This window comes from Acinetobacter sp. AHP123, assembly GCF_023757925.1.
In the GTDB taxonomy this organism is placed as follows: domain Bacteria; phylum Pseudomonadota; class Gammaproteobacteria; order Pseudomonadales; family Moraxellaceae; genus Acinetobacter; species Acinetobacter oleivorans.
The window spans coordinates 726,783-753,269 of the sequence record NZ_CP092454.1; the positions used below are offsets into that span (position 1 = coordinate 726,783).

Here is a 26,487-nt window from a genome sequence, read left to right on the forward strand (position 1 = left end):
TTATAATAGCTTTGTACCCAGAGGAACTTCAAACTCTGGGATACAAAGTGCAACGTCCCCATCTGCGTTATGAAACCCTGTCACCAAACATTCTGACTGAATAGGCCCTATTTGTTTTTTAGGGAAATTCACTACAGCAACCACTAACTTACCAATCAAATCTTGTGGCTCATAGAGCTTGGTAATTTGAGCACTTGATTTACGTATACCCAATTCTTCACCAAAATCTACATGTAAAATATAGGCAGGTTTACGTGCCTTTTCGAAAACTTCAGCTTGAATAATTTTACCAACACGAAGCTCTACTTTTAAAAAATCATTCCACTCGATTTGTTCCATTTGCTTTTTCTCATGTTCTTAAATATCTGATTTGAAGCATATAATATGTACAAATAAAGAAACACCCTCTTTTTATTTCCAGTTTTCAAAATTCATGCTAAATTAAATCTGCTCATCAAAAAGCCGTAAACGTTTACGTCAATCAACGTGCCAACATACCTCCAACAATGCTTGGAGCTATTTGTTCAAAATATTTTTATATTTTTGAATGGCACTGGCGTTTGTTGGTTTACGGAGTCAACAATGCAAATCTCAAAATCTTTGTCTAGTTTTAAAAAACTTCCAAATCGCTATACATCTATCGTTTTACCTTTTCTTCTATCCATCATTATGACTTTTGTGGTTTCGATGATTAGTACATTACGAAGTTTAGGACTAGAAGAATTTTCCCTTTATGTTTGGATGTCTGCATGGGCAATTTCTTGGTTAATCGCTTTTCCAACGTTACTTTTAGTCTTACCTGTGGTTCGTAAAATCACGGCAATATTAGTACAACCTGCTTAACTAAAAAAATAAAACGTAGATATTCACTCTACGTTTTATTTAAAAATCTGGTTTTAAAATATGATTAAAAAGCAATAGATAGTTCCAAAGATAAATAAGCAACTAGGCTTGATAAAAAGACCATGGGTACATAACGATAAGCTTTAAACAGTAATTGCTCATATTTAGTAGATATTTGTTTAGCTTGCCAGACACTCGCTTTTAATGCGGTAAAGAAGCTCACCATCAACCATGAACTCACAATACTTAATGCAAAGAAACCAATCATAATTTGGCTACTTCCCTCTGTACTCAACCATAACTTTAATGAAAATTCAGCAATTGGCAATAAACCCAAAATCAATAGGACAGATTTGAGCATTACCCAATGGAACTGAGTCAGTTCATCTAATATGAGAAATGCTTTCATTTAATCTCTCCTTTTTAATTGAATAAAGTGCTTTTTATTTATTATGCAAAGCTTTCATTTAAATATATAGCTTATTTCTCTCTACATTTTAACTTTCTTGTAACTATTAAATATGGGAATAATTCTTATTATAAATCTCAAATATCATTATTAATTTTAATTTATATTTTTCAGTTGTTTATTATATTTTTCTGATTGAGAGAGATTATCAATTCGAATTTATCGGTTTATCATTTTAACTAAATTGATAATCTCTATTATATTTTCAATTAAGGCTGATAATAAATGTCCGCATCATTACCCTCACCACCATCTTTGCCATCTGCTCCAAATGAATACAAATCAAAAGCGCGACCATCTGCCCCAGGAATGACATATTGAATATCATTTTTCCAACTGTCTTTAGGATAACCACCTTTTACATAGCCACCCGGCATCCAGTTTTTCGCTGTTGCAGGTTGATTAACTAAAGCATCTAGCCCGCCTTCTTGCATGGTTGGGAAATGTCCATTATCAAGCTTGTACTGATCTAAAGCACCAGCCACACCTTTTAAAGTAATTTGAGTGGTATCAATTTTAGCTTTTTCACTACGCCCCATGACATTTGGTACGATTAACGCTGCTAACACGCCTAAAATTACAATCACGACCATGACTTCAATGAGGGTAAATCCTGAGGCACGTTTCATTCGAGCACCGCTCGAACGTGCCGCAAGTCCGAAAGCTACGCTTGAGGTTTTTTGAGCATCCTTAACGTGCTCTTTTTGTTTCATGACCATCTTCATCATTATCTCTAATATCAAAGTTATTAAATCATATTGTTCATATTTACGATTGGCAGCATAACCGCGATTACAATAACCAGTACAATGCTTGCCATTAGAACCAGCATAAGTGGTTCAAGTAATGCCAGTAAGGTTGAAATGAATGTTGTAACCTCACGGTCTTGCATGGTCGATGCACGTTCTAACATACGGTCCAGTTCGCCTGATGCCTCACCACTTCGAATCATTTGTACCATCATTGGTGGGAAATAACCACTGCGCTCAAGTTGTGTACCCAAGTTACCACCTTCGGTAACACGCTCAGCTGCATGGGCAATTGAATCTCGTATGACCCAATTACTGGTCACTGCTGCACCAATCTTTAAGGCATCGACCAAAGGTACGCCTGAACGAGTCAAAATAGATAAAGTACTGGCAAATCGTGCAGAATTAATACCACGTGACAGTTTACCGAATAATGGCAATTTGAGTGTTAATCGATCAAAAGCATAGTGCCCAGCAGTCGTTTTTAAAAATCGTACGAATGCGACAATTCCCACAACTGCAAAAATAATAATAAACACCCAAGCATGACGGATAAAATCACTGGCTTTCATTAAAGCAACTGTAATCCATGGCAAGGCATCTTTACTTTGGTCAAACGTTTTTACAATCTCTGGCACAACATAAGTCATTAAGCCCATCACAATACCAAAAGACATCAGCATTAAAATGATTGGGTAAATCATAGCGCCCTGAACTTTCTTTTGCATGGCAAAACGGTTTTCGGTGTAATCAGAGAGCTGATCTAAAATCAGATCTAAATGCCCAGAACGCTCACCAGCGGCGACCGTTGCAATATAGAGGTCAGGAAACCGTCCAGATTGCTGCATCCCTTGTGCGAGTGAATGCCCTTCTAAAACGCGAGAACGGACAGATAATAAAAGGTTTTGCACATGCGGTTTTTCACTTTGCCTGCTCACCGCACGTAAAGCTTCTTCTAGAGGAATGGCCGCTGCAACCAAAACAGAAAGTTGTCTGGTCATGAGTGCCAAATCATAAGCACTGAACTTTTTTTGGAATAACCCCTGACTCTGATGTTTATCTTTTTGTTCAACAGGGTCAACACTAATTGGTGTCCATGCTTTATCGCGTAATTGTTGGCGAATCTGGCGTGCTGAATCTCCTTCAAGCACTCCTTTTTGCTGCTTCCCTGAAGCATCAATGGCAGTAAATTGATATGCAGGCATGGTAATGTTCTAATTTTCCAAAAATAATAGTCGCTGCTGTTGCATCTATGCTACGCAATCATTCATATTCGTTCTATAGCCTGTGTAGAATACCCAAGTCCTCTTCACGACGCTATGCCGTTTTTTAAAATTGACGAAATGAGCCTCTATGACCATAACGCCAAAGCCTGATTCAGTTGTTTATCGTGTGCGTGTAGCCGTACCTGTGCATCTGTACGACACTTTTGACTATACACTCACCCAAGCGCAATATGAACGGGCTCACGTAGGCTCACGCGTCGCTATTTCATTTGGACGCCAAAGCTTAATTGGCATCATTACAGAAAAAGTAAATCCACATGAGCCATTTACAGGCAAATTTCAGCTTAAAGCCATTTCTGAACTTTTAGATGAAGAACCAATTTTAGATGAACAAGTTTTAAGTTTATTGACATGGTCCGCACAATATTACCAATTTCCAATTGGTGAGGTCATGCAAACCGCCCTACCCGCGTTATTGCGTCAGGGCAAACCGATGGATGTCTTGTTCCATCTTTGGAAAATCACACCCTGTGACAATGTTGAAGCCCTACTAAAGCGTTCTGTTAAGCAACAAGATGCTTATCAAATTTTAAAATTACATCCTGCCGGAACTACAGAAAATATTCTCAATTTAAGTGGTGTAGAAACAGCAACACTTAAAGCACTTCAAAAGAAAGGACTGGTTGACTGCACGCTCGAACCACATGACTTTAGCCCCACACCTGTTCAATTGGCACAAATGCCGCTCACGCTCAATGAAGACCAAAAGAAAGCAACTCAGCACGTCGTAAATGCACAGCATCAATACCAAGCCTTTTTGCTAGATGGTTTAACAGGAAGTGGTAAAACTGAAGTTTATCTGCACATCATGCACGAGGTGCTAAAGCAAGGTAAACAAGTATTGGTGTTAGTACCTGAAATTGGTTTAACCCCTCAAACGATTTCACGTTTTAAGTCTCGTTTTAACTGTGATATTGCTTTATTGCACTCTGGCTTAAATGACTCCAAACGCCTACAAGCATGGCAACAGGCACAGACCGGAAAAGCGTCTATTATTTTAGGAACACGCTCTGCCATCTATACACCCCTGCCACGTTTAGGCCTCATCATTTTAGATGAAGAACACGACCTGTCTTATAAACAGCAGGAAGGCTTCCGATATCATGCGCGTGATGTCGCACTCTACCGCGGTCACTTGCAAAGCTGCCCTGTTATTTTAGGTTCAGCAACGCCAAGTATTGATAGTTATTATTTGGTCGAAACTGGCAAATTAACTGCACTGCAACTCAACAAACGTGCTGGACATGCACTTTTGCCTAAAATGCATTTGATTGACCTTAAAATTGTCAAAAAACAGCATGGAATCAGCCAGCCCCTTATTGAACAAATCAAACATACATTAGCTAGAAAAGAACAGGTTTTAATCTTTTTAAACCGTCGTGGCTATGCACCTGTACTGGTTTGTGAAAGCTGTGGATGGCAAGCAAATTGCCCGCATTGCGACGCGCATTTTACGTTGCACACTCAGCCTTATTCTTATTTACACTGCCATCACTGCGGAACCATTCATCGCTTACCCGATCATTGCCCTGAATGTCAGCAAAAAAGCTTAAAAACTTTAGGTGCAGGAACCGCTAAGGTTGAAGAGCACTTACAAGAACTATTTCCAGATCATGATGTCATTCGGGTCGATCGTGACAGTACCAGTCGTGTCGGAAGCTGGCAAAAAATCTATGACCGTATTCATCAAAACAAACCAACAATTTTACTCGGCACTCAAATGTTGGCAAAAGGCCATCATTTTCCACATGTCACATTAGTTGCCATTTTAGATATTGATGCAGGTTTACTCAGTGTAGACATCCGTGCGCCAGAACGTACGGCGCAGCTGATTGTACAAGTCGCTGGTCGTGCAGGTCGTGGTGAACACAAAGGCCATGTTTATTTACAAACATTAAGACCTGACCATCCATTACTCACCACGCTCATTGAAAAAGATTATCGCGCAGTTGCCAAACAAACGCTGGCTGAACGTAAAGTAGCTTTGCTGCCACCTTATCGCTATGCAGTACTAATACGTGCAGAATCTAAAGATCGTGACTATACCTTACAATTTTTAAATGAAGCAGCCGAGCAACTTCGTCAAATCGCTGGTGAAATTGTTGATATTTGGGGACCTATTCCAGCGCCAATGGAACGTAAAGCGGGACGCTACCGTGCCCACATGGTGATTTTATCTGCTGACCGTGCTCGCCTACATTTTTACTTAAGACAATGGTGGTCTCAATTGGTTCATGCACCAAGACAGCATCAACTCAGGCTATCAATTGATGTCGATCCGCAAGAATTTAATTAGATGATTTGAATATCATGGTGTGAAGAAGCCTTTTTGGCTTTACACTTAAAAGAGACTAATACATTCGAGGCAATGAATGTCATTCCTACTGCAAGCAACAATCTTTCTTGGAGCTTCTCTGATTTTAGTCCCTCTTGGCAAACGCCTAGGGATAGCAACAGTTTTAGGTTATTTATTTACAGGAATACTTCTAGGTCCTAGTGTTTTAAATATTGCACATGACCCTGAAGCAATTATGGAACTTGCCGAATTCGGTGTCATTTTATTGATGTTCCTGATTGGTTTAGAACTAAGACCACAGCGGTTGTGGGAAATGCGTGACTCTATTTTTGTAATGGGAAGTCTGCAAGTCCTCATTAGCGGTGGCGTACTTATGCTGATCATACTATTACTGTTTCAACAGCAGCTTTCTGTCAGCTTTGTCATTGGTTTTGCCCTTGCACTATCTTCCACCGCTTTTGTATTACAGCTTCTGACTGAAAAGCAGCAACTCAACACCACTTATGGTCAGCAGTCTTTTTCGATTTTACTCTTTCAAGATATAGCGGCGATTCCCTTACTTGCCATCATTCCATTATTGGCAGGAACAGAATCAACCCATCATGGGATCGCTTATTTTGCAGCTATTATTGCAACCTTTACGGGCCTCTTCCTGTTTAGTCGCTATGTGATGCGTCCATTCTTCCGCTTTGTTGCAAAAAGTGGAGCGACTGAACTTATTACAGCAGTAGGATTATTTATTATCCTTGCCGTTGTTTTGCTTATGGACACTTTAGGAATTAGCACGACGTTAGGCGCATTCCTCACAGGCGTATTATTAGCAGATTCAGAATTTCGTCACGAAGTTGAAGCGAGTATTGCACCGTTTAAAGGTTTACTACTTGGCTTATTCTTTATGACCGTGGGTATGACCACTCAACTTTCACTACTGATTGAAATGCCTTTACTTATTATTGGTGGAGCAGTCGGCTTATTGCTCATCAAAACACTGATATTGACTGTCATTGCCCGCTATAAAAAATACAGTTGGAACAATAGTTTACTTTTGGGTACTTGCTTGGCACAAGGCGGAGAATTTGCTTTTGTAATTTTGAGTCTTGCAAAAAGTGAGAAAATTTTAACTCAAGCTCTATTAGAGCCAGTGACCCTTATTGTCACATTGTCGATGGTACTTACCCCAGTGATTTACTGGATTATGGCAACCAAGGTCATTCCTCTGTTTAATAAAGAACGTCCACCTGAGTACGATGAAATTCCTCAGCAGGATAACCCGATTATCATTGCTGGTTTTGGTCGATTTGGACAAATTATCGCGCGTATTGCCCGCCTGCAACATTTGGGCTTTACCGCAATCGACAATAATCTTCATCAAGTAGACTTTGTTCGACGCTATGGCGGCAAGCTTTATTATGGCGATGTGACCCAGCCAGATTTATTGCGTTCCGCGGGTATTGAAAAAGCCAAAGTATTTATTTTAGCGATTGATGATGTCGAAGATTCAATGAATGTCGCTCGCCATCTCAGATTAAATTATCCAAACTTAAAGTTATTAGCTCGTGCTCGTGACCGTCACCATGTACATCTTTTAAGAGATTTAGGCGTTGAATACATTTGGCGTGAAACGTATTTATCTTCATTAGGAATGGCTTATCGCGCCTTACGAGAACTCGGTATCTCAGATGAACAAGCCTATAACAATATCGAAATCTTTCGGGATTATGATGAGAAATTGCTCATACAGCAGCAAAGTATTTATACTGATGAACAGAAGATCTTTGAAACACATCGTAATGCCTTAGCCGAACTTGAACATTTGTTTGAAAGTGATGCGCAGCAACAGGCTACATCAAAACATGATGTGAATTTAAAGCGTCATTTACAGCCAAATCGCATCGACATTACAAGAGATCATCTAGAATAACTTGAGATTTCAGAAAATGGCTATATTAAGGACTTATTCACATTGCCTAAATAATTGGACAATGGGCACAAAGCTGCCCCTGTCCGGCTTGCGGCTTCGCTGCATTTCCTAAGCTTGATTAAAACGAAATAGTTATACTCTGCTTAGGGCCCTGGAGAATATTATGTCTGATTTACGCCAACGCTTTTATATTGAGAACTTTCCGGTTCGTGGGGAAGTAGTTCATCTAGAAGAGGCACTACAAACTATCTTAGCTCAACGTGACTATATGCCTGCGGTTAAAATTCTGTTAGGTGAAATGTTGAGTGCGACTGCATTACTTGCAAGTACACTAAAAATCAAAGGCCGTATCAGCTTGCAAATCCAGGCTAGCGGCACCTTTAAGTGGGCAATGGCTGAATGTAATCATTTGGGTGAAGTACGTGCTCTAGCTGATTACGAAACGGACCCACGCTTCATCGAAGCAACAGACAGTAGTACAGTTCTTGGCGCTTTAGTTAATCCAGTTTTATTTATTAATATTGAACCTGAATTTGGCGAGCGTTATCAAGGGATTGTCCCTCTTGATCAAAAAACTTTAGCTGGCTGTTTAATGCAGTATTACGATTTGTCTGCACAAATTCCAACTCGCATTGTGTTAGCAAGTACAACCAAACGCTCTGGTGGTTTACTGATTCAGCTTTTACCACGTCATGATGAAGAAGAGCAAAACTTAGTCGATGAAGATTTATGGCCACGTTTGACAATGTTGACCGAAACATTAAAAGCCGAAGAGCTGACCAATTTAGATGCAAACGAAATTTTATATCGTTTATATAACGAAGAAGAAGTTCGTTTACCAGAAATTGAAGCACTAAAATTTGGTTGTACATGTTCAAAAGAACGCTGTGCAAATGCGCTGATTCAAATTGGTGTAGACGCTGTTCATGAAACCTTAGAAGAACAGAACCCAATTCGTATGGATTGTCAGTTCTGTAATACTCAATACACCTTTACTGCTGAAGAAGCTTTAGCATTATTTGGTGAACATTTGAGTTAATCATTAAAATTTATAAAAAGGCGGATATACCGCCTTTTTATTTGTCTGTACTTTTGATGATAGTTTTCAATATTTTATTTTAAATAGGATAATATAAGGCTACTTTATAGCCTATAAATAGATGCTTAAAACGCCATGAATTATTTTGATTATTTCCTCTTTATTTTTAGCGTAATTATTATGATTGCGACCCCTGGCCCCGTAATGATTTTAGTTGCAAGCGCTGGACTTAAAGGAGGCTATAAAAAAGCGCTTGAAACCATTTTTGGTACAAATCTAGCATCTCTTGTCTTAATTTTTATTTCAGTACTCGTTTTAAAGGGAGTACTAAGTGTTAACGATAGTTATCTCAATATCATTCGTATTCTAGGCTGCCTATATATTGGTTATTTGGGTTTTAGTATTCTTAAAGAAGTGATTCAAGCACCTCATCCAGAAGCAATACAAACAGTTTCAGCACAAAATGGTGGTTTTAAAAAAGGCTTTCTCGTGGGTATTTCAAACCCTAAAGATATTATTTTTTTCTCGGCTTTCTTTCCGCAATTCGTCTCTATTACCCCTCACTTAAATTTAAGTCTAACCATACTCACCCTGACATGGATTGTTTTAGACTTCCTCACCTTATCTTTGGTTTATATATTCTTCCGTCGCCTCTCTAACAGTCATTTATATCCAAAAATATTAGGGCTATGCGGTTTATTACTTTTACTTATTGCCCTGTATGGCTTATATCAAAGTTCCATCTAAATCATGAAAGGTATGGGCCTCATTTGCCTATACCTTTTTCTATCAATTTCATTTTGGAATAGAACAACTCTTATACAATCTAGCTTATTGAAAACTCTAAAAATCGTTTCATAATGAAATAAACAACTCCATCGTGATAAAACATTATGGCAAAAAATTATTATGAAGAATTAGGGGTTACACGCAAAGCCTCTGCTGATGAAATTAAAAAAGCTTATCGGAAACTAGCCCGTAAATATCATCCTGACATCAGCAAAGAAAAAGATGCGGAAGAAAAGATGCAGGCCATTAATGTTGCCTATGACACGTTAAGCAATGCAGAAAAAAAAGCTGAATATGACCAGATGTTAGATCACCCTCAAGGTTTTAATAACTTTGGTCAGGGTGCTGCACAAGGTGGTTTTGATGGAGCACAGTTTTATCGCCAAGGCTTTACAGGTGGTGAACAAGCAGACTTTAGCGGTTTTGAAGATTTATTTGGACGCTTTGGTGCAGGATTTGGTGGTGGTCAGCAACAGTACCAGAGACAACAGCGTAGTTATCGCGGTGAAGACCAACATGCCAGCATAGAGGTTGATCTTGATATTGCCTATCATGGATCAACGCAACAGATTACCCTGCAAATCCCGACCATGAATGCTTATGGCGAGCCTGAAGTTCAACGCAAAACCTTACAGGTGAAAATACCAAAAGGTATGAAAGAAGGTCAGCAAATCCGCTTAAGTGGACAAGGACAAAGTGGTATCAATGGCGGTGCCAACGGCGATCTTTATATTGAAATTCAGTATAAAGATACAGACCGCGTTCATGTTGAAGGTAGTGATGTATATTTGACTGTAGATGTGGCGCCGTGGGAAGCTGCATTAGGTCAGGGTATTGAAGTAAAAACACCAGCTGGACCTTTAAACGTCAATTTACCTCACAACGCAAAACAAGGACAACAGCTACGTTTAAAAGACAAAGGGATACCAAATAAAACGCCAGGCCATCTCTATTTAATTTTAAATATTGTATTCCCACCAGCGCATTCTGAAAAAGAAAAACAAGCTTATCAGCAACTGGCTGAAGCCTTCGCTTCATTCGAACCTCGTTCATCTCATTAGGGAGCAAGATCATGACAACCATTCATTATCGCGAAATTGTATATGACGGCCATACCTTTAGTGCGGAGGTCGTTGATGAACAATCTACATTTGATCTACAACAATTTGCTCAAGCTTGTGGTCAAAGCCCTGACTGGATTATTCAGTTAATTGAATATGACATTTTATCTGTCGACAATACGCCCGAAGCACACCAATTTATCGGTGAAGATGTAGCACGTGCACGTAAAGCTTATCGTCTGCAACGTGACTTTGACGCAAGTTTGGCAGCAGTTGCGGTGATGTTAGATTTGATTGATGAAGTACAACAACTTAGAAAACAGTTGAAGCATTTTCATTAGATTAGATAGTCACGACGGAGTCCTACTGGCACTCATTGTCTATTCCATCAGCTAATTACGTTACTTTTGTTTTGGCATGAGTAGCGAAGCTACGCAAGGCCAAAACCAGAGATATTGAAGTGCGTACTAAGGTCAAATTTATATTTGAACGTAAGCTACGCACTTCGTTTGTCTTATGCTCGAAGCAAACGATGTTTGCTTTTTCTCGCTCAGGTTGTGGATGACGATTAGCTCGAACAAATTTTGGAAAAAATTCAATAAAAATAAAAATTATTTTAACCGAGTAATCTTCTCCAACTCCTTCACAGTCTGTTTAATCGGCTCATATTCCAAAAACCAAAACAAATTCATCCGATCTTGCCGATGCTGTTGAGCCAGTAAATCAATCACACTTTTTTCACCACGCCCAACCAAGTGCTGCCGATAAAAATAGTACAACAGAAAAATTGTACTAATCAGCATGGCACCCAACATAATCCAGAAACCAACAGGTGATTTAAGACCAGGAATAAACTCAAAGTTCATTCCATAAATGCCCGTTAAAAGGGTAAGCGGCGCAAATACTGCCGTGATAATCGCAAGAATCCGCATGTTTTCATTAGTTTGGTTTGCAATAGCAGAAAAATGTAAATCAATGGCCGACTGAATTGCGCTACGTAACCGCAAAGTATGTTTCTGAATACGTTCCACATGACTCATTAAATCATTTAAACGAACCAGTAAAATATCTTGAGAATTATGGATGTGACTGCCAACAACATGATGGTAATTTTCTACAATTTCATCCCGAAACTCTTGAAGGGTTTCGATTTGTTCTTCACATAAATTTTCGACCTGCTGAAAGGCCATATTCTCATGGAACAACTGGTGCCATTGTTTAAAACGACGATTACCCTGCAATAGTTGTTGTTGCCAATGCTCTACTCTTCTCGTCAATGGCGAGCGGATATCAAGATAACCATCAACCATACTATTTAACAAGCGTAATGATAAATCGACGGGTGAATTCGGTAATTTACGGGTTTTGTTTTGTTCTTCTAAAGTTTTACATAAAATATTTTCGAGACGTTGAATATAGTTTTCAATCGACTTATTCCCCTGCTCGCGCACACTAATCAGCACATCAGGTGTCAAAATAAAACTAATCGGCGTCGTTGCTAAACCAAAAACACTATCTTGTGATTCTGCATGCTTAATTTCATCGTCAGGCGTAACCAATTTCTTAAAAATTAACAGGTCATATTCTTCAAGCGTGTCAAATGCACAGGGATGTTCAATGTTGGCAATATCCCGCATATGAAACTCATTAATAACCACACCTGAAAGCTTATGAATCTCTTGTTGCCATTCTTCGTTATGGTTAACCACATCCGTTCTGACACTATCAATCCAGAAAAACTCCAGAACATGTTCACTATGCTGTTCGCGGCTTAAAAAGACATAGCCGTCACTTTGATGGCGATAAAAATAATAAACCTGCATACCACAACGATCTGTTTTTGTATTACTTGCATCATGCCATAAAAAAAGTCCGCATCAAGCGGACTTTTTCGTGTCATTCAAACAATTATGCTTGTTCGATGTCTTTCATAGTCAATTTAATACGACCACGATTATCAACATCAGCAACTTGTACTTTCACTTCTTGACCTTCTTTAAGAACGTCAGTCACGTTCGCAATACGTTCGTTTGAAATTTGCGAAATGTGAAGAAGACCATCAGTACCCGGCATGATGTTTACAAACGCACCGAATTCTACAATACGGATTACTTTACCTTCATAGATCTTACCTGGTTCAACTTCAGCAGTAAGTGCTTGAATTTTTGCAATCGCAGCACGAGCAGCAGCTTTAGTTTCACCAAATACGCGAACTGTACCGTTATCTTCAATATCAATTGCAGCTTTAGTTTCTTCAGTAATGGCACGAATCGTTGCGCCACCTTTACCAATAACATCACGGATCTTGTCTGGATTGATGTTAATCACTTCAAATGTCGGTGCATGTGCGCTGATTTCAGCACGAGCACGTGAAATGACTTTATTCATTTCATTCAGGATGTGCATACGACCAGCAAATGCTTGGTTTAATGCAACTTCCATAATTTCTTCAGTGATACCTTCAATCTTGATGTCCATTTGAAGCGCAGTAATACCGTTTGCAGAACCTGCTACTTTAAAGTCCATATCACCTAAGTGATCTTCGTCACCCAAGATGTCAGAAAGTACTGCAAAACGCTCGCCTTCTTTCACTAAGCCCATTGCGATACCAGCAACTGGTGCTTTAAGTGGAACACCCGCATCCATAAGTGATAATGAAGCACCACATACAGAAGCCATTGAAGATGAACCGTTAGATTCAGTAATGTCAGATACGATACGGATTACGTACGGGAAGCGGTCAGCAGCAGGAAGAACAGCTTGAACACCACGACGTGCTAAACGACCATGACCGATTTCACGACGCTTAGGGCCAGACTCACGACCAGTTTCACCTACAGAGTATGCAGGGAAGTTGTAGTGCAACATGAAGTTGTCAGTTTTAGTACCTGACAATGTATCAACCATTAATGCATCACGAGTATTACCCAAAGTTGTTGTTACCAACGCTTGAGTTTCACCACGTGTAAATAATGCAGAACCGTGAGCGCGGTCTAATACACCAACTTGAACGTCGATACCACGAACAGTTTTAGTATCACGGCCATCAATACGTGGTTTACCTGACAAGATGTTGTCACGTACTGTACGATATTTAAGGTCTTCAAATAATTCATTTACTTCATCAGCAATACCAGTTTCGTCATTTTCAGGAACGAACTGAGCTACAGCTTCTGCATAAAGTGCATCAAGTGCTGCATAACGGTCTTGTTTAACCGCAATTGTATATGCTTCAGAAATTTTAGCTTCGAAAGCTGCTTTTAATTGCTCAAGAAGTGCTTCGTTTTTGCTTGGAGCAACCCAAGTTGATTCAACTGCACCAGCAGCAGCAGCAAATTCTTTAATTGCTTGAATCGCGATTTGCATTTCGTCATGACCGAAAAGCACAGCACCAAGCATTTGGTCTTCTGAAAGCTCTTTAGCTTCAGATTCAACCATTAATACAGCAGATTCTGTACCAGCAACAACAAGGTCAAGATCACTTTCTTTCAACTGTTCAAAGTTCGGGTTAAGAACATATTCACCGTTGATTAAACCAACACGTGCGCCACCGATTGGACCACGGAAAGGAGTACCAGCAATAGATAATGCTGCTGATGTACCAAGCATTGCTGCAATATCAGCATCCATAGTTTTGTCAGAAGAAACAACTGTTGCTGTTACTTGGATTTCGTTGAAGTAACCTTCTGGGAACAATGGACGAATTGGACGGTCAATAAGACGTGAAATTAAAGTTTCAGCTTCAGAAGCACGGCCTTCACGCTTACCGTAACCACCAGGGATACGACCAGCTGCATATTGTTTTTCTTGATAGTTAACTGTTAACGGGAAAAAGTCTTGACCCGCTTTTGCTTTAGGTTGAGCAACAACTGCAACTAAAACAGTTACGCCACCCATTGTAATTAAAACTGTGTTTGCTTGACGTGCAACGCGACCCGTTTCTAAAACGACTTGATGTTGACCGAATTGGAATTCTTTACGAACGATATTAAACATTGACATGTATTGTATTTTCCTAATTTTATTCTAGTGAGACCCCTAAGGTTTGGCATTCAGACTACAACTGTTGGTAGATAAATGACAAAGCTTAGAAGCCATCACACTAGGCCAAAAATTTTAAATAATATTAAACGCAAAGAAGGAGCGCACAAGCGCCCCTTCTAAACATCACTTAATCTAAAATTAAGTGAAACTCTCTTTTCAGCGATAAAGCATTGCGACATGCGAAATAGCGAAAACAAAGTGAAAATCGAATTAACGACGTAAACCTAAAGCACCGATCAAAGCAGTGTAACGACCGTGGTCTTTACCATTTAAGTAGTCGAGCAATTTACGACGTTGGTTAACCATACGGATCAAACCACGACGGCTGTGATGGTCGTGTTTGTGAGCTTTAAAGTGACCTTGTAAATCATTGATTTGAGCAGTCAATAAAGCTACTTGTACTTCTGGTGAACCAGTGTCATTTTCAGCGCGAGCAAATTTAGCAATGATCTCTGCGCGGTCTGCATTAGTTAAAGCCATTCGATTTCTCCGAGATGCTTAAAAAAGTAAACGATATGAATCAGTTGAGGCAACTGACTGCCGTGCATCACTACAGCAAGTTGCCTATTTTAAGGTATCTATAGGTGGATTGCAAAATAGTTTTCAGTAACTTGTCATTTTAGACACTGACACGAGCATGTTAACCCTGCACACTAGCTTTGCATAAAAAGAAAGAAGCGCGAGGGACGTGTGAAATTTTTTTCAACCAACACTTGTCCAGTACCGGACAATATTGAGCAAGTTATTCGTCGTCAAGATGAAGTTGCTGCTGAACAGGGTGGAATGACTGAGCGCCAGGTTCAAAAAATCTGGAACAGTATAGAAGCACTATATAAAACCGGAAATTATCCACTCATTACCTTCTGCTTACGTAGACAAGGTAAAGTTTTGCTGAACAGAAGCATTGGATATGCTCAAGGGAACTCTCCAGAAGGACTACAAGAGAATGCCCTGATTGCGACTCCAGATACGCCCGTTTGTCTGTTTTCAGCATCTAAGATGATCACGGCCATGCTGATTCATCTACTAGATGAAAAAGGCGAAATCAATTTGCTTGATCCTGTGAGCTACTATATTCCGGAATACGGCGTAAATGGTAAGCGCCGTGCAACCCTGTTTCATTTATTAGCACACCGTGGCGGAATTCCCTATATTGATGGCGATGTTACGCCCGAACTCCTATTTAATAAAGATGAAATTTTAAAACGTTTATATGCTGCCAAGCCTGTGTCTCCTGCCGGCAACCATCTTGCCTATCATGCGGTTACGGCAGGTTATATTTTAGGGGAAGTCATTGAACGGGTGACTGGGCAAGATTTACGTGAGTTTGTGCATCAAACTATCGAAAAACCAATGGGAATGCCTTATTTCAATTATGGCTTAAAACCAGAATACCGCTCACAAGTGGCCTTAAACTGTGCAACAGGTCTACACCCTCGGCTTGGTACCGATCACTATCTAAATCATGTGTTGGGTGGAGGGTTGCAACTTGCAGTTGATGTGACTAACGATAGTCGTTTCATGGACACAATTTGCCCAGCCGGCAACATTTATACGAGTGCAGAACAAGCTGGACGTTTCTTTGAAATGCTTTTAAGTGGTGGAAGCTACGGCGGTCAGCAAATATTCAGTGAGAAAACGATTTTCAGGGCAACACTGCCGACCACAGGCGTTAACATTGACCGTACTTTATTAATTCCAATGCGCTATGCCTTAGGTCCAATGTTAGGTAGCAATCCTGTAGGCCTTTTTGGTCCAATGACGGGGCAAGCTTTTGGTCATTTAGGATTCTCCAACATTTTATGTTGGGCCGACCCTGAAAGAGATATCAGTGTTTCTCTATTAACAACGGGAAAATCGGTCGTGGGAACTCACCTTCCTGCTTTAGCCAATGTGCTTTATCAGATTTCAACACAATGCCCACGCATTCCTAGAGATCAGCGCCGATCTTTGTTTGGCAGCGATGCTCATGAAACGAACTTAGTGTAAATTAAATAAAAAACCCAAGCATTTCTGCTTGGGTTTTTTGCGCTGTAGTTTTTGTTTATCGTGTTATTTCTATTTTTATTATCGTTGGTGAGATGCTAGTCACATCCTTCTTGTTGTTTTAACTGACTTCCGTTGTTTTGTTTCTATTTCCTTATGTGATGTATTGTGACATATCCAATTATGAAGAAAAGTAGTATTTTTCTTATCATCATGTAAGCAAAAACGTACAGGTCTGTCTAATATTTAATAAATAACGGTTTTTGCCCCATTATCGTACAGTTCTGTATAACATTTAACTTAACAATTCACAGGAAAAATGGCTGTTTAAAAATCATATTACAGATAAATATATTGATATTATTGATATAATTTTTTAAGAGAAACCACGCTCAATATTGGCTTAAATCCGAACTTTTCTGATAATTTTTAGAAGTAAATAAAATTGAGAATATAAAAAAGCCCTGTAGTCTCTCCCAAAACTACAAGGCTTAGCGGCTGTAAGTTTCCTCTTTATACACCTACGTCATTGTAAGTTCGCAGTCTCTCGACTTAAGCTATTGTTATTGTGCGATTTTGCCCGACATTCCTTGCCAAGCTCGTTGTGCGTTTATAATCTCAAAAACGTGGGGTGTACTCTAGCAGCAAATATCTCGAATCTATGTAAGCTTTTTCTTACAAGGGTGAAAATATTAAGTTTGGCTTAACGAACTAACCGATTAACTTTCTGAACTAAACCACTTTTTCGTGTCGTACGAACTGTAAAGGACTGTAGTAAAGCTTCGGGATGAACCAAAAGACTTACTACTTTTTTAGCACGTGTAATCGCAGTGTAAATAAGCTCTTGGCTTAATAAATTCTTTGCGGCTTGATCTAAAACGACAGCAGTGTGTGTAAATTCAGACCCTTGCGATTTATGAATCGTTAAAGCGAATGCACTTTGAATACTTTTAGGTAATCGATTTGCCGCGACCCATTTATTCAAACTTGGAAAATATACTTCAAATTGCTGCGGCTGAGTTCTATGTTCAAAACACAAACCAATGTCACCATTTGAAATACCGAGCTGATAGTCGTTATAAGTCATCATTACCGGACGGCCAACATACCATCCCCCTGCTGTCACTATTGAAAGTTGTTGCTGTATCCAACGCTGCGCATATTGATTTAACTGCTGTAACCCAAATGGACCATGACGAACAGCCGTTAAAATACGGTAGTCATCAAATGCTTTTACTATGTTTTGGACTTGTTCAATCGAGCGTTCTTCTTTTAAATAATTTTTTAGGCTTTTTACATATCCTTGGAAACCGAGCATGAGCTTCTGATAGTAAATTTCGACTTCTGCGTGATTCCCTTCCGGCAAATACTCAAGCTGAACCACATCGGGCATATCAACTTCTAAAGGAATTGAACGTAACTCTGAAACCTGAACAATGTCGATTTCAAACTGTTGCAAAACCGCTGCATGATCTTGTTGATAGGTTTGTGCCTGAATAAATTTAGCCACCTGCCCAATCAACGCCCCTTCAGCAAAACGGCGACTGGTTTGTAATTGTACTCTGTTAGCGGCGAGTACCTGTATTTGTTGCAAGTCAGCAAGAACCGCTCCGACGTCGACGGAAGCGAGCTGATTTGCATCACCTAATAAAATAATTCGACAAGACTCTGGCACTGCTTCAAATAGAAGAGTAGCTAGATTTAAATCCAGCATGGAAGCCTCATCCACGACAATCACGTCATAAGGAAGCGGTTGTTTTTGATTAAACCGTGGTGTTTGGCTATGTCCCATTCCCAACAAACGGTGAATTGTTTGTGTTCCCTGATTCCTTAGTTCTTCACTAATTAATCCAGACTCAAGCAATTTAGGGTCATTAAACGAGTTCTGTAAGGCTTCTTGCATGCGCTGTGCAGCTTTACCTGTTGGAGCAGCCATCGCTACACGAATATTCGGAATCGCTTGGCTAAGCACAGCAATAATACGTGCAAGCGTATAGGTCTTACCCGTACCTGGCCCACCCGTAATGATACTCAGGCTCTGTCGAGCAACCATTTGTAAAGCTGCCTGTTGATGCGGGTCTGTGAGTAGGTCTAAATGGTCATCACAAGATACTGGTTGAATTAATTGTTGCTTTAATCGACAAATTTGTTCTGCAAGTCGTTGCTCTAGGTGCCAATATCGGTATAATGCCAACCCCTGCTCATCATAGACGCATGGGGCAACATTTGAGGTTGCTTGATCGGCAGATATAGCAAGCTGACCAAGTGCTGCAATTTGCTCAGAACTGACATCGATACAGCTATCGCCTTGTAAGCTCGCTTCAATAAGCTGCTGCAAGTAAGAAGTGGCTTCTGACACTTGCGATTGCTCAGTAAATGGAGCCTGATTTAAGAAGTTACTCCACGTTGTTAACCAGCTTAAATCGGCCTGTTCAGAGCTATTTAGATTGTCCACACACTTATCCACCTAGTTTTCCACACGCTTGTCCACATGGTTATAGACAGGCTTATCCACATGCCAAATATTTGTTAATATTAAAATTACATACTTTATCAGCATTTTTCATGCAATTTTATCCTCAGCAAAATACCCTAAAATGGCATCAAGACGCAGAATAAACTCAATGCTAGGCTGCCAGTAATAATAGCCCTGCTCAGCTTCACCATTCATGCCACGTAAATAAAGATAAGTTGCCCCACCTAAGTGTTGCTCAATTTGGTAATCCTGCATTTTGACTTGCAAATAGCGATGTAATGCAACGAGATATAGACCTGCCTGTAGCCAATAACTTGCTAAAGACATGCTTTGGGCAATGCTATCGCTACGATAATCTGCAAGATCATCACCTAAGTAATTACTTTTATAATCGGCAATGTGGTAACGCTGCCCATCAAAATAAACTAAATCGATAGAACCATTGAGGTAACGTGCCGAACGTGCTTCAAGTAATTCAGGCATATTCAACCCATACTCAGCGAAAAGCTGCTGAATACGTGTCATCGCTAGAACCCGATCTGACAACGCCAAATAAAAAGGAAACTCTGACAAATACTGCTCTTGTTGAAGCTGATTTAGTCGGAAACCTTGATAAAGCGGCGTTCGCAAAATATCTTTCAGCCACTCTGCAACTGACTGGTAAAGCAGATTTTCGGCATCTTCTTGCTCTGGGAAGCTCTCGTTATATTTATTAAGTAAATCTTGCCAAAGACTACTATAGTCATTTTTAAAACGACGACGTATTTCACTTACCCAGTCATCTGAACACTGAAAATCGATATGCTCAAAGATTTCATGCAAAAAATTACCAGCAAGCGTTCCTCGCGGGAAGTTACTCTTGATCCAGTCAATCGGCTGAGCACTGATTGCTTCAGCAGTGTTGATTAAATCCAGCTCATCCTCTGCTAACACAGCATCATTGCTCTGACTGGCCAATAAATCTGTCCCAGCCTTATGTTTTAAATGCTGTGCCAAGTAACTGAAACTGGTTTTACCTCTCGAATAAAAACGTTGTTCAGGAAACCGTTCTGCCTGTATTTGAATAATACTTGTTTGTTTGGCTAAATGAATTGCCTGTGGAATCTGCTCCAAAACCATTTCATCCGTACAGCAACGGTGTTGAAAAGGCTCAGTCCTATTTTTCCAAAACGCGAGGCCTGATACTGATTTACCGTCAATATCTTGTAAAAGTGCATAGACGCGGTGGCTTGCTCGCGTTAAAGCGACATACCAAAGGCGATTCTGTTCAGCAAGCGCTCGTTCTTCGTGTTGCTTAAGTTCAACTTCATTCAAATAAGTTTTATCAGCAATCGCAACGACACGTTGAGTCAAGGTCTGACTTGAGTCTGGTTGGACTACATCTTGGGTCGAAAAATTCAGAGTTTTGTTATTTTCTCGAAAGGGCTTGTCTGCACCTAATAAAAATACAATCTTAAATTCCAGTCCTTTTGACTGGTGAATTGTCATGAGCTGAACACCAGCTTCACTCGACAATTTACGCTCTAACTCCCAATCACGATCCAGAGGAGAACCCAACTGTTTGAGGTACCAATGATAGAGGTTTTGCGCGCCTGAGTATTTCTCACTGTGCTGACTCAAAATTTCAGTCAAATGACGCAAGTTCACCACAACTCGTTCATTATCTTTACTTTGGGCAGCGACCAAGTTTTGCCATATATCAAACTGGATTAAGCATTGTTGCCATGCCACTAAAAAGCCTTGAGCGGACCACAACTCACGAATGACGTCAAAACCGGTCATAAACTGGCTTAACCCTTCGGCTGTCTGCTCAAGCTGCAAGAGTTGTTTTAAATCCATAGCAAATAGACGGCTAATTAAAGCTCGTTTCACTTTTGCCTCATCGTAAGGATGAAGTATGGCAGTCAACAAAGCACCAACGTCTTGAGCAACTGTGCAATCGAAAACACTTCTTTTCGATGGCCTGTTAACCCGAATTCCTAAACACTCTAGCTCAAATTGAACTTTATCAAGTCCATCATGATTACGGGACAATACCGCAATATCATCTTCGTTTAAGGTTTGAGTCTGAGCCTCTTTTTGAAAATATAGCTGTCCAGCATGTGACTGGTTGAGTAGATCTCGAATCTTCCAAGCAACTTGCTGTGCCTCACTTTCTTTATCTTTAAGCATGAGCCAGCGTAAAGGATGAGGATTATGATTGTTCTGCTCAATCAGTACAGGATGAGGCCGAGTTCCCGCTCGAATTGGGTCATATTGAACCTCTTCGCCGAAATCAATTTGTCGTTGAAATAAGGCATCGACCACTTCAACCAGATCAGCAACGGAACGATGGTTATGAATTAACTTATATTCACGGCCATGTTTAGCTTGAATATCTTTATAGGCATTTAAGAAGGTGAGCATATCCCCACCGCGGAAACCGTAAATCGCCTGTTTACGGTCACCCACCATAATCATGCAACCTTTTTGGTAGCGCTCTGGATGACGCCAAATGCTCGCCAGCATATCGTCTTGATCTTGGTTAGTGTCCTGAAATTCATCGACCAAAATTAAGGGATAACGTGCCTGAACAAATACAGCAAAACGCTGCCCCTGTTCACCTTTTAAAGCTTCAGAAAGTGTACGAATTTGCTGAGAAAAAGTAGTTTCACCTTTATTTTGTAAAACCTGTGGTAAACGTTTTTTAACCTCAACACATAAATAGGCTTTTAAAAAAATATGAAGCTGGTCGAACTGCTCAGCGTAATTTTTCAGTACGCCAAATAGCTGTTGAATCTGTTTAATACAAGGATGCTGATAGAAACCATCTGAAATTTCAGCAGGACATTTCTTGAAAACTTTCTGATCGGCAAGTTGACCTAAAAACTTAAAAACAAGCTCACGTTGTACAGTCAAAGACCCATCAAAAACCAAAATGCTGTCGCTTTGCGTTAGAACTTGCAAAAGCTGAGGTAAGCACTCGCTAAATAATTTGTTAAACGCCCCATTACGAAATATTGTGCCGCTCACATGCTTATAGTGTTCGCCATCAAGCTGGTAATAGTTCTCTAAAAGGCTTAAGTCAATTTCTGTCGCCAACTGTTTGAGCTGAGCAAGTTGTTCAAACTGAATGGTTGGTTTTTCAGGAAGTTTAAAATGAGCAGAACTAAAATTCAGTGAGTCTTCGACAAGTTTGACAAAACTATCGACACTTTTTAACTCACCTGCCAGATACAACGCATCAATCACGGTCTGAGGTTGAGACTGTATCCATTCACGCAAAACATCATGAATTAGTTGTCGACTATAAGTTTTGGCATCATCAGTAATTTGAGCACGTTCAATTTTGCCACTCTCAAAGGCAAACTCACGTAACAATTTTTGGCTAAAGCTATCGAGTGTTCCGACAAATAACTCGTCTAACTGATCGATGACCAGTTTTAAACGTTCACACGCATATGCAATACGCGTCGCAAAGCTTTTTAAAATATGTTGGAGTAATAAGTCAGGCTCTTGCTCAGCCTGCGTCATTAATTCGTGTTCTGTAAAACTGCGTTTGGTCTCTAAGTAACGATACGTTTCGACCAGACGGGCGCGAATACGACTTTTTAACTCAGCAGCGGCAGCACGGGTAAACGTGGTCGCAATGACTTGTCGGGGCAAGTACTTTTCAAGAAAGATACGGACCATCAAACTTGATAAGGTATAGGTTTTTCCTGTACCTGCCGAAGCTTCAATTAAGTGTAAGCCACTAAATTCAATATCAATAATAGGTTGATAAGACACCTGTACTCTTGAGTTCATGTCTTACTCCGAATGTTGAAATTGAAAAACCGGATGATACAAATCATATGCAAACTCATCACAAGCATGTTGAAGCAAAGCTTGCGCATCTTGTTCTTGTAAAATAAAGCTCCAGTCTCGATGCAACTTGCAAGCTTCATTTTGAGTCATATCCATTGTGGTAAATGACCCTGTTTCATTCCAGTATTTTAACAGCTCAGTGTAGCTCTTCTCATCCAGTTTTGCTTTTTCTGCCTGATTTGTTGTTTCCCACTGATATGCTTTGGCTTTTTCTAATGGTTTTAATAATAAGGCTGCTGGTAGAACCAATGGTTGTTGCTGTGCATGACGCCAGATTTTAAACCATGGCTGTAAATATTGCCGAGCTTGCTCAGAACTAACCCCACTACAAATCACAGTTTGATCGCTAAAAACCACAATACGACGTTTTTCAGCTCCTGCACTTCCCTCATTCAAATAAGCTAACCAAAGTAAGTGTTCCAACCAGACTTTCGCACGTCTTTTTGCTCGGGCGCTTGAAGGCTCCATACTCACCCAATCCTGAGTTTCAGACTTCGGAACCGTAATATTCATATGAAGCTGTTTAGCAATTCGCCAAATACGCTGAGTCGTTGGTGTCACTGCTGGTGCATAATTGTGAAGGCGTTCAAGCAAACATTCTTGCTCAAACACACCTTGTTGCCATGCGCTATATTTGACTTTGCCTACAGGCAACTGATCAATTAATACTTCTGGTTGTGCGTGCTGTTCAGATTGCTGTAAAAAATGTCGAATCGTATAGCGCCCTAAACCATCTAATAATAACGGTTCATTTTGGTCGAGCACTCCGACACTTCCTAAGTTTTCTACCCCTAAAGTTTTCAAATATAAACGTGCAGGGAACGTCACATCCTGTATCCACTGCTGGCTCTCTAAAACCAGCATATCAGGGGCTTGTAGCGGATAGGTCGTATTGGCCCAAGGTTGACGATTTCCTGAGACTTGCTGAATTTGTGAAGCGACCTTAAACCAGTGATCTTGATAGCGGATAACACTTTTTTCTACAGTAAAACCTTTCGGGTCGAAGGGCTGTAAGTCATGTAAGTGATAGAGTTGTATTAACTGTGATGGAATCTCAATCCCTTCCACAACTACGTTCTCAGGTACACCATCTTCAGCTTTCACAATCAGGGCAAGGTGTTCACGGAACTCTTGAAGAATACTGGAAGGTTCTCGTACCTCACCATCATTCACATCAAAACCGTTATAAAACAGCCATAAATTGTCTTGGGCTAATAATAAAGCATCTAAAAAAGCACCTTGATCATCTTCAAGTCGAGAGCGGTCACCTAACTGTTGACGCAGTGCATCCATTAAATCAAATGGCACATGGGTATCACGGTTTGGAAATTGCCCTGCATCCAGATTTAGCATGACCATTAAGCGATAAGGTAACGGCCGAATATGTCCAATTTGAGCAAAGGTAATCTGCCCTGTTGGTTCAGCTTGTGCACTTTGGCTTTCTAAAGTTCGCTGAATTTCTTCAATAATATAAGGCAGGGGTAAGGTAATTTTGCGCAAAGTTCCTGTTTCTGTCTCGGCGTAATAGCTTGCGAGCGTCAACATTCGCTCTTGTTTCTTAACAATTTCTCGAACAGCTTTTAAAGCAGCAACACCGACCTGTTCAAACTCAACAATATCTTTGCCCAATACCTGAAGCCAATATTCAACCGTGTAGACTTTCCCCTGCTCATGCAGCGTCAGCCAATCACGGCGCTCATTCAAATCTTGATAAATTTGAATGAGTGTACCAATCAGCTCAAAATCACCCGGTTGAACTTTGGCATAACTCAACACCTGATTAAATGTCGCATGCACAGGCACGGCAATACCAAGAGCCAATCGTTCTAAGGCAAATTTAAAGCTATATCGATAATCATCATCCCCTTCACACAAACTTCGCTTGAGATGTTCTGCATCAAGCCCTCGTTTAAAGCCTGCATCGGCGAGTAAATTTAAAATTCGCTCAACCTGAACATATTCAAGTTCGTAACGTTGCTGAGTCGCATGTAAGCTTAACCAGTCAGCAAAATCATCAAAGCTAAAACGTCCCTGCATCAGTTGAATACGCCCAATTACAGCACGCCATGCATTCAGTGCATCGAGTGATGCAACACCTGCAATTTTCACTGGCAAATGTACACCTTGCTCAGTGGCAGTAGCGGGAAATACACTTCGAATTAAAGGCTCTATGTCAGCCAAATTAGGAACTAAAACTAAAATATCGTTTGGACGGCGCGGCTGCTCATGCGGTTTAGCCAACCAACCAATCAATTGCTCTTTTAATACTTCAAGTTGACGTAAAGTCGAATGACAAACATGAATCTGGATAGAGTCATCATCTGGGCCAAGCTCATATTGTTTAGCTTGGGGCTCCACTAAATGCAAAATATCTGACTGAACTTTACCGAGTAAACTTTCTGGGAAATCATCCACAAAAGCATCAACCCACTTACCTTCTTCACCCGTAGACAAATTCGATAATAGTGAAAAGTGGTCGCGGGCTTGTTTACCCAATCTGGTTAAAAGCGGATGTCTGGACTCACGCGCTTCAGCATTAAAATTGAGTGTAAATTTATTAAAGAAATCGCTAATTTCAGCATCAGTCGCCTTCGGGTTTTTCGCAATAAAACGCTCTTTTACCCCTAGGTCATAACGCTGCTTCCACAGTGGATCGACACTATCGGCCCAATATTCTTGTGACGGGTTATAATGCAAAATCAAGACATCAATATATTGGCCTAAACGGCGCAAGAACTGTAACTGGCTTGGCGGCAAATCTAATAACGTAAAGATCACTACTTGATTAGGTAATCTTGAAATAGCGCGCTTACTACGGTCCGGATGATCTAACTCTTGCCAGAACAACGCATCAATTTGCTGCATCTGCACAAAATCATCATGAAAATGTTGCTGCCACAACCAACGCTGCCAGCGTTCTAGCTCCTCAGTTTGGTGCAATGCAAAAGCAGTCACTTCTTCATCTTTTTGTACAATATATTTTTCAATATCAAGTGCTCGACCCTGCCCCCAAGCAGACAACCAGTTTTCAGGACAAGTGCAACCATTTTCACAACCACGCTGGCACTGTCCACGATAAATCATATAGTTGCTAAATAAATCAGCAACCTGCTCAGCGACCCAGTACAACATTTTTTGTTTTTTTAATTGTTTATCTATGCCTTGTTCGAGTCGATCTGCACTGTCATAAATACGCTGAACAATAGAATGTAAAGGATGTGATGTGTCTATGCTCATCGTGTCAGGTTGAATAAACTCATGCAAAGCCTGATGAACCCGCCATTTAAAAATCAAACGTGGGATGTTGGCTTTACGGACCTGTTCTTTATGCGCAGTTAAAACTTGCTGGTAGGCATACCACTGAAAGCCACGTACTCGTTGGTGAAACTGGTAATTGGCACTCATGCCTTGCTGTTCTGCAAGTTTTTGTATCAGCCACTGCTCGACTGCAGGACTTGGAACAATAAAATGTTGGGTTTTCAAAACCTGTAAAGGATGCGTTGAAGCTTGAGATGTAGACGCTAATACACCTTGCAACAACACATCAATACGTTGACTTTGAATAACATGGATCCCCATTTATTTCATTTCCTGCTTGCATAATTTATGCACAAAATCATAAACATTCATTACTATACAACTGAATCTGACTATGTCACGTTGGTTTAAACACAGCATAATT

General features: G+C 40.3%; 18 protein-coding genes. 8 read left to right on the top strand and 10 right to left on the bottom strand.

Annotated features, from left to right (window positions below; all coding sequences use genetic code 11):
* Nucleotides 1-339 (bottom strand): tRNA-binding protein, encoded by a 339-nt coding sequence (locus MJX77_RS03465; protein WP_111855598.1) that lies wholly within the window; start codon nt 337-339, stop codon nt 1-3.
* Nucleotides 340-582: 243 nt separating this feature from the next.
* On the opposite strand from MJX77_RS03465, the gene MJX77_RS03470 reads away from it, so the two are divergent.
* Nucleotides 583-843, top strand: a complete 261-nt coding sequence (locus tag MJX77_RS03470) for a DUF2798 domain-containing protein (protein WP_252060561.1) — start codon at nt 583-585, stop codon at nt 841-843.
* A gap of 64 nt (nt 844-907) precedes the next feature.
* Here MJX77_RS03470 and MJX77_RS03475 read toward each other — a convergent pair whose 3' ends face one another.
* The 3 genes from MJX77_RS03475 to gspF all read right to left on the bottom strand — a co-directional run bounded on the left by MJX77_RS03475 (nt 908) and on the right by gspF (nt 3,266).
* The gene (locus tag MJX77_RS03475; RefSeq protein ID WP_252060562.1) at nt 908-1,252 is read right to left on the bottom strand and encodes a hypothetical protein; all 345 of its coding nucleotides are present in this window, start codon (nt 1,250-1,252) and stop codon (nt 908-910) included.
* A gap of 269 nt (nt 1,253-1,521) precedes the next feature.
* On the bottom strand, nt 1,522-2,037 hold the full coding sequence (gene gspG / locus MJX77_RS03480; protein WP_107880652.1) for a type II secretion system major pseudopilin GspG: 516 nt from the start codon (nt 2,035-2,037) through the stop codon (nt 1,522-1,524).
* A gap of 23 nt (nt 2,038-2,060) precedes the next feature.
* Nucleotides 2,061-3,266, bottom strand: a complete 1,206-nt coding sequence (gspF, locus tag MJX77_RS03485; RefSeq protein ID WP_005301929.1) for a type II secretion system inner membrane protein GspF — start codon at nt 3,264-3,266, stop codon at nt 2,061-2,063.
* Between the two features lie 148 nt (nt 3,267-3,414).
* On the opposite strand from gspF, the gene MJX77_RS03490 reads away from it, so the two are divergent.
* The 6 genes from MJX77_RS03490 (at nt 3,415) to MJX77_RS03515 (ending at nt 10,794) form a co-directional block, all read left to right on the top strand.
* Nucleotides 3,415-5,643, top strand: a complete 2,229-nt coding sequence (locus tag MJX77_RS03490) for a primosomal protein N' (RefSeq protein WP_252060563.1) — start codon at nt 3,415-3,417, stop codon at nt 5,641-5,643.
* Nucleotides 5,644-5,719: 76 nt separating this feature from the next.
* Nucleotides 5,720-7,564, top strand: a complete 1,845-nt coding sequence (locus MJX77_RS03495; RefSeq protein WP_252060564.1) for a monovalent cation:proton antiporter-2 (CPA2) family protein — start codon at nt 5,720-5,722, stop codon at nt 7,562-7,564.
* 163 nt (nt 7,565-7,727) lie between these two features.
* On the top strand, nt 7,728-8,603 hold the full coding sequence (hslO, locus tag MJX77_RS03500; RefSeq protein WP_005301920.1) for an Hsp33 family molecular chaperone HslO: 876 nt from the start codon (nt 7,728-7,730) through the stop codon (nt 8,601-8,603).
* A 135-nt stretch (nt 8,604-8,738) separates the two neighbouring features.
* Complete coding sequence (locus tag MJX77_RS03505) at nt 8,739-9,350, top strand: LysE family translocator (protein WP_252060565.1); 612 nt, start codon at nt 8,739-8,741, stop codon at nt 9,348-9,350.
* A 146-nt stretch (nt 9,351-9,496) separates the two neighbouring features.
* Nucleotides 9,497-10,453, top strand: a complete 957-nt coding sequence (locus tag MJX77_RS03510) for a DnaJ C-terminal domain-containing protein (RefSeq protein ID WP_013199061.1) — start codon at nt 9,497-9,499, stop codon at nt 10,451-10,453.
* Nucleotides 10,454-10,464: 11 nt separating this feature from the next.
* Nucleotides 10,465-10,794: a chaperone modulator CbpM gene (locus tag MJX77_RS03515; RefSeq protein ID WP_005301912.1), complete on the top strand. Its 330-nt coding sequence runs from the start codon at nt 10,465-10,467 to the stop codon at nt 10,792-10,794.
* 270 nt (nt 10,795-11,064) lie between these two features.
* Here MJX77_RS03515 and MJX77_RS03520 read toward each other — a convergent pair whose 3' ends face one another.
* The 3 genes from MJX77_RS03520 to rpsO form a co-directional block, all read right to left on the bottom strand.
* Nucleotides 11,065-12,276 (bottom strand): magnesium transporter CorA family protein, encoded by a 1,212-nt coding sequence (locus tag MJX77_RS03520; protein ID WP_005301909.1) that lies wholly within the window; start codon nt 12,274-12,276, stop codon nt 11,065-11,067.
* 85 nt (nt 12,277-12,361) lie between these two features.
* Entirely contained in the window at nt 12,362-14,449 is a 2,088-nt protein-coding gene (pnp, locus tag MJX77_RS03525) for a polyribonucleotide nucleotidyltransferase (RefSeq protein WP_174744975.1), read from the bottom strand.
* Nucleotides 14,450-14,707: 258 nt separating this feature from the next.
* Nucleotides 14,708-14,977 carry a 30S ribosomal protein S15 gene (gene rpsO / locus MJX77_RS03530; RefSeq protein WP_002114951.1) on the bottom strand — a complete coding sequence of 90 codons (270 nt, stop codon included), beginning with the start codon at nt 14,975-14,977 and terminating at the stop codon, nt 14,708-14,710.
* 210 nt (nt 14,978-15,187) lie between these two features.
* Here rpsO and MJX77_RS03535 point away from each other — a divergent pair, with 210 nt between their 5' ends.
* Nucleotides 15,188-16,486, top strand: coding sequence for a serine hydrolase domain-containing protein (locus MJX77_RS03535; RefSeq protein WP_252060566.1), 1,299 nt, complete (start codon nt 15,188-15,190; stop codon nt 16,484-16,486).
* Between the two features lie 700 nt (nt 16,487-17,186).
* Here MJX77_RS03535 and recD read toward each other — a convergent pair.
* From recD to MJX77_RS03550, 3 genes are all read right to left on the bottom strand, one after another.
* Complete coding sequence (recD, locus tag MJX77_RS03540) at nt 17,187-18,938, bottom strand: exodeoxyribonuclease V subunit alpha (RefSeq protein WP_252060567.1); 1,752 nt, start codon at nt 18,936-18,938, stop codon at nt 17,187-17,189.
* Nucleotides 18,939-19,046: 108 nt separating this feature from the next.
* Nucleotides 19,047-22,745 carry a UvrD-helicase domain-containing protein gene (locus MJX77_RS03545; RefSeq protein ID WP_252060568.1) on the bottom strand — a complete coding sequence of 1,233 codons (3,699 nt, stop codon included), beginning with the start codon at nt 22,743-22,745 and terminating at the stop codon, nt 19,047-19,049.
* Between the two features lie 3 nt (nt 22,746-22,748).
* The gene (locus MJX77_RS03550; protein ID WP_252060569.1) at nt 22,749-26,384 is read right to left on the bottom strand and encodes an exodeoxyribonuclease V subunit gamma; all 3,636 of its coding nucleotides are present in this window, start codon (nt 26,382-26,384) and stop codon (nt 22,749-22,751) included.
* Nucleotides 26,385-26,487: the final 103 nt, after the last annotated feature.

Excerpts from the sequence above, each read along its gene's own strand:
- MJX77_RS03465 (WP_111855598.1), bottom strand. The coding sequence starts at position 339 with ATGGAACAAATCGAGTGGAATGATTTTTTAAAAGTAGAGCTTCGTGTT.
- MJX77_RS03470 (WP_252060561.1), top strand. The coding sequence starts at position 583 with ATGCAAATCTCAAAATCTTTGTCTAGTTTTAAAAAACTTCCAAATCGC.
- MJX77_RS03475 (WP_252060562.1), bottom strand. The coding sequence starts at position 1,252 with ATGAAAGCATTTCTCATATTAGATGAACTGACTCAGTTCCATTGGGTA.
- gspG (WP_107880652.1), bottom strand. The coding sequence starts at position 2,037 with ATGAAGATGGTCATGAAACAAAAAGAGCACGTTAAGGATGCTCAAAAA.
- gspF (WP_005301929.1), bottom strand. The coding sequence starts at position 3,266 with ATGCCTGCATATCAATTTACTGCCATTGATGCTTCAGGGAAGCAGCAA.
- MJX77_RS03490 (WP_252060563.1), top strand. The coding sequence starts at position 3,415 with ATGACCATAACGCCAAAGCCTGATTCAGTTGTTTATCGTGTGCGTGTA.
- MJX77_RS03495 (WP_252060564.1), top strand. The coding sequence starts at position 5,720 with ATGTCATTCCTACTGCAAGCAACAATCTTTCTTGGAGCTTCTCTGATT.
- hslO (WP_005301920.1), top strand. The coding sequence starts at position 7,728 with ATGTCTGATTTACGCCAACGCTTTTATATTGAGAACTTTCCGGTTCGT.
- MJX77_RS03505 (WP_252060565.1), top strand. The coding sequence starts at position 8,739 with ATGAATTATTTTGATTATTTCCTCTTTATTTTTAGCGTAATTATTATG.
- MJX77_RS03510 (WP_013199061.1), top strand. The coding sequence starts at position 9,497 with ATGGCAAAAAATTATTATGAAGAATTAGGGGTTACACGCAAAGCCTCT.
- MJX77_RS03515 (WP_005301912.1), top strand. The coding sequence starts at position 10,465 with ATGACAACCATTCATTATCGCGAAATTGTATATGACGGCCATACCTTT.
- MJX77_RS03520 (WP_005301909.1), bottom strand. The coding sequence starts at position 12,276 with ATGCAGGTTTATTATTTTTATCGCCATCAAAGTGACGGCTATGTCTTT.
- pnp (WP_174744975.1), bottom strand. The coding sequence starts at position 14,449 with ATGTTTAATATCGTTCGTAAAGAATTCCAATTCGGTCAACATCAAGTC.
- rpsO (WP_002114951.1), bottom strand. The coding sequence starts at position 14,977 with ATGGCTTTAACTAATGCAGACCGCGCAGAGATCATTGCTAAATTTGCT.
- MJX77_RS03545 (WP_252060568.1), bottom strand. The coding sequence starts at position 22,745 with ATGAACTCAAGAGTACAGGTGTCTTATCAACCTATTATTGATATTGAA.
- MJX77_RS03550 (WP_252060569.1), bottom strand. The coding sequence starts at position 26,384 with ATGGGGATCCATGTTATTCAAAGTCAACGTATTGATGTGTTGTTGCAA.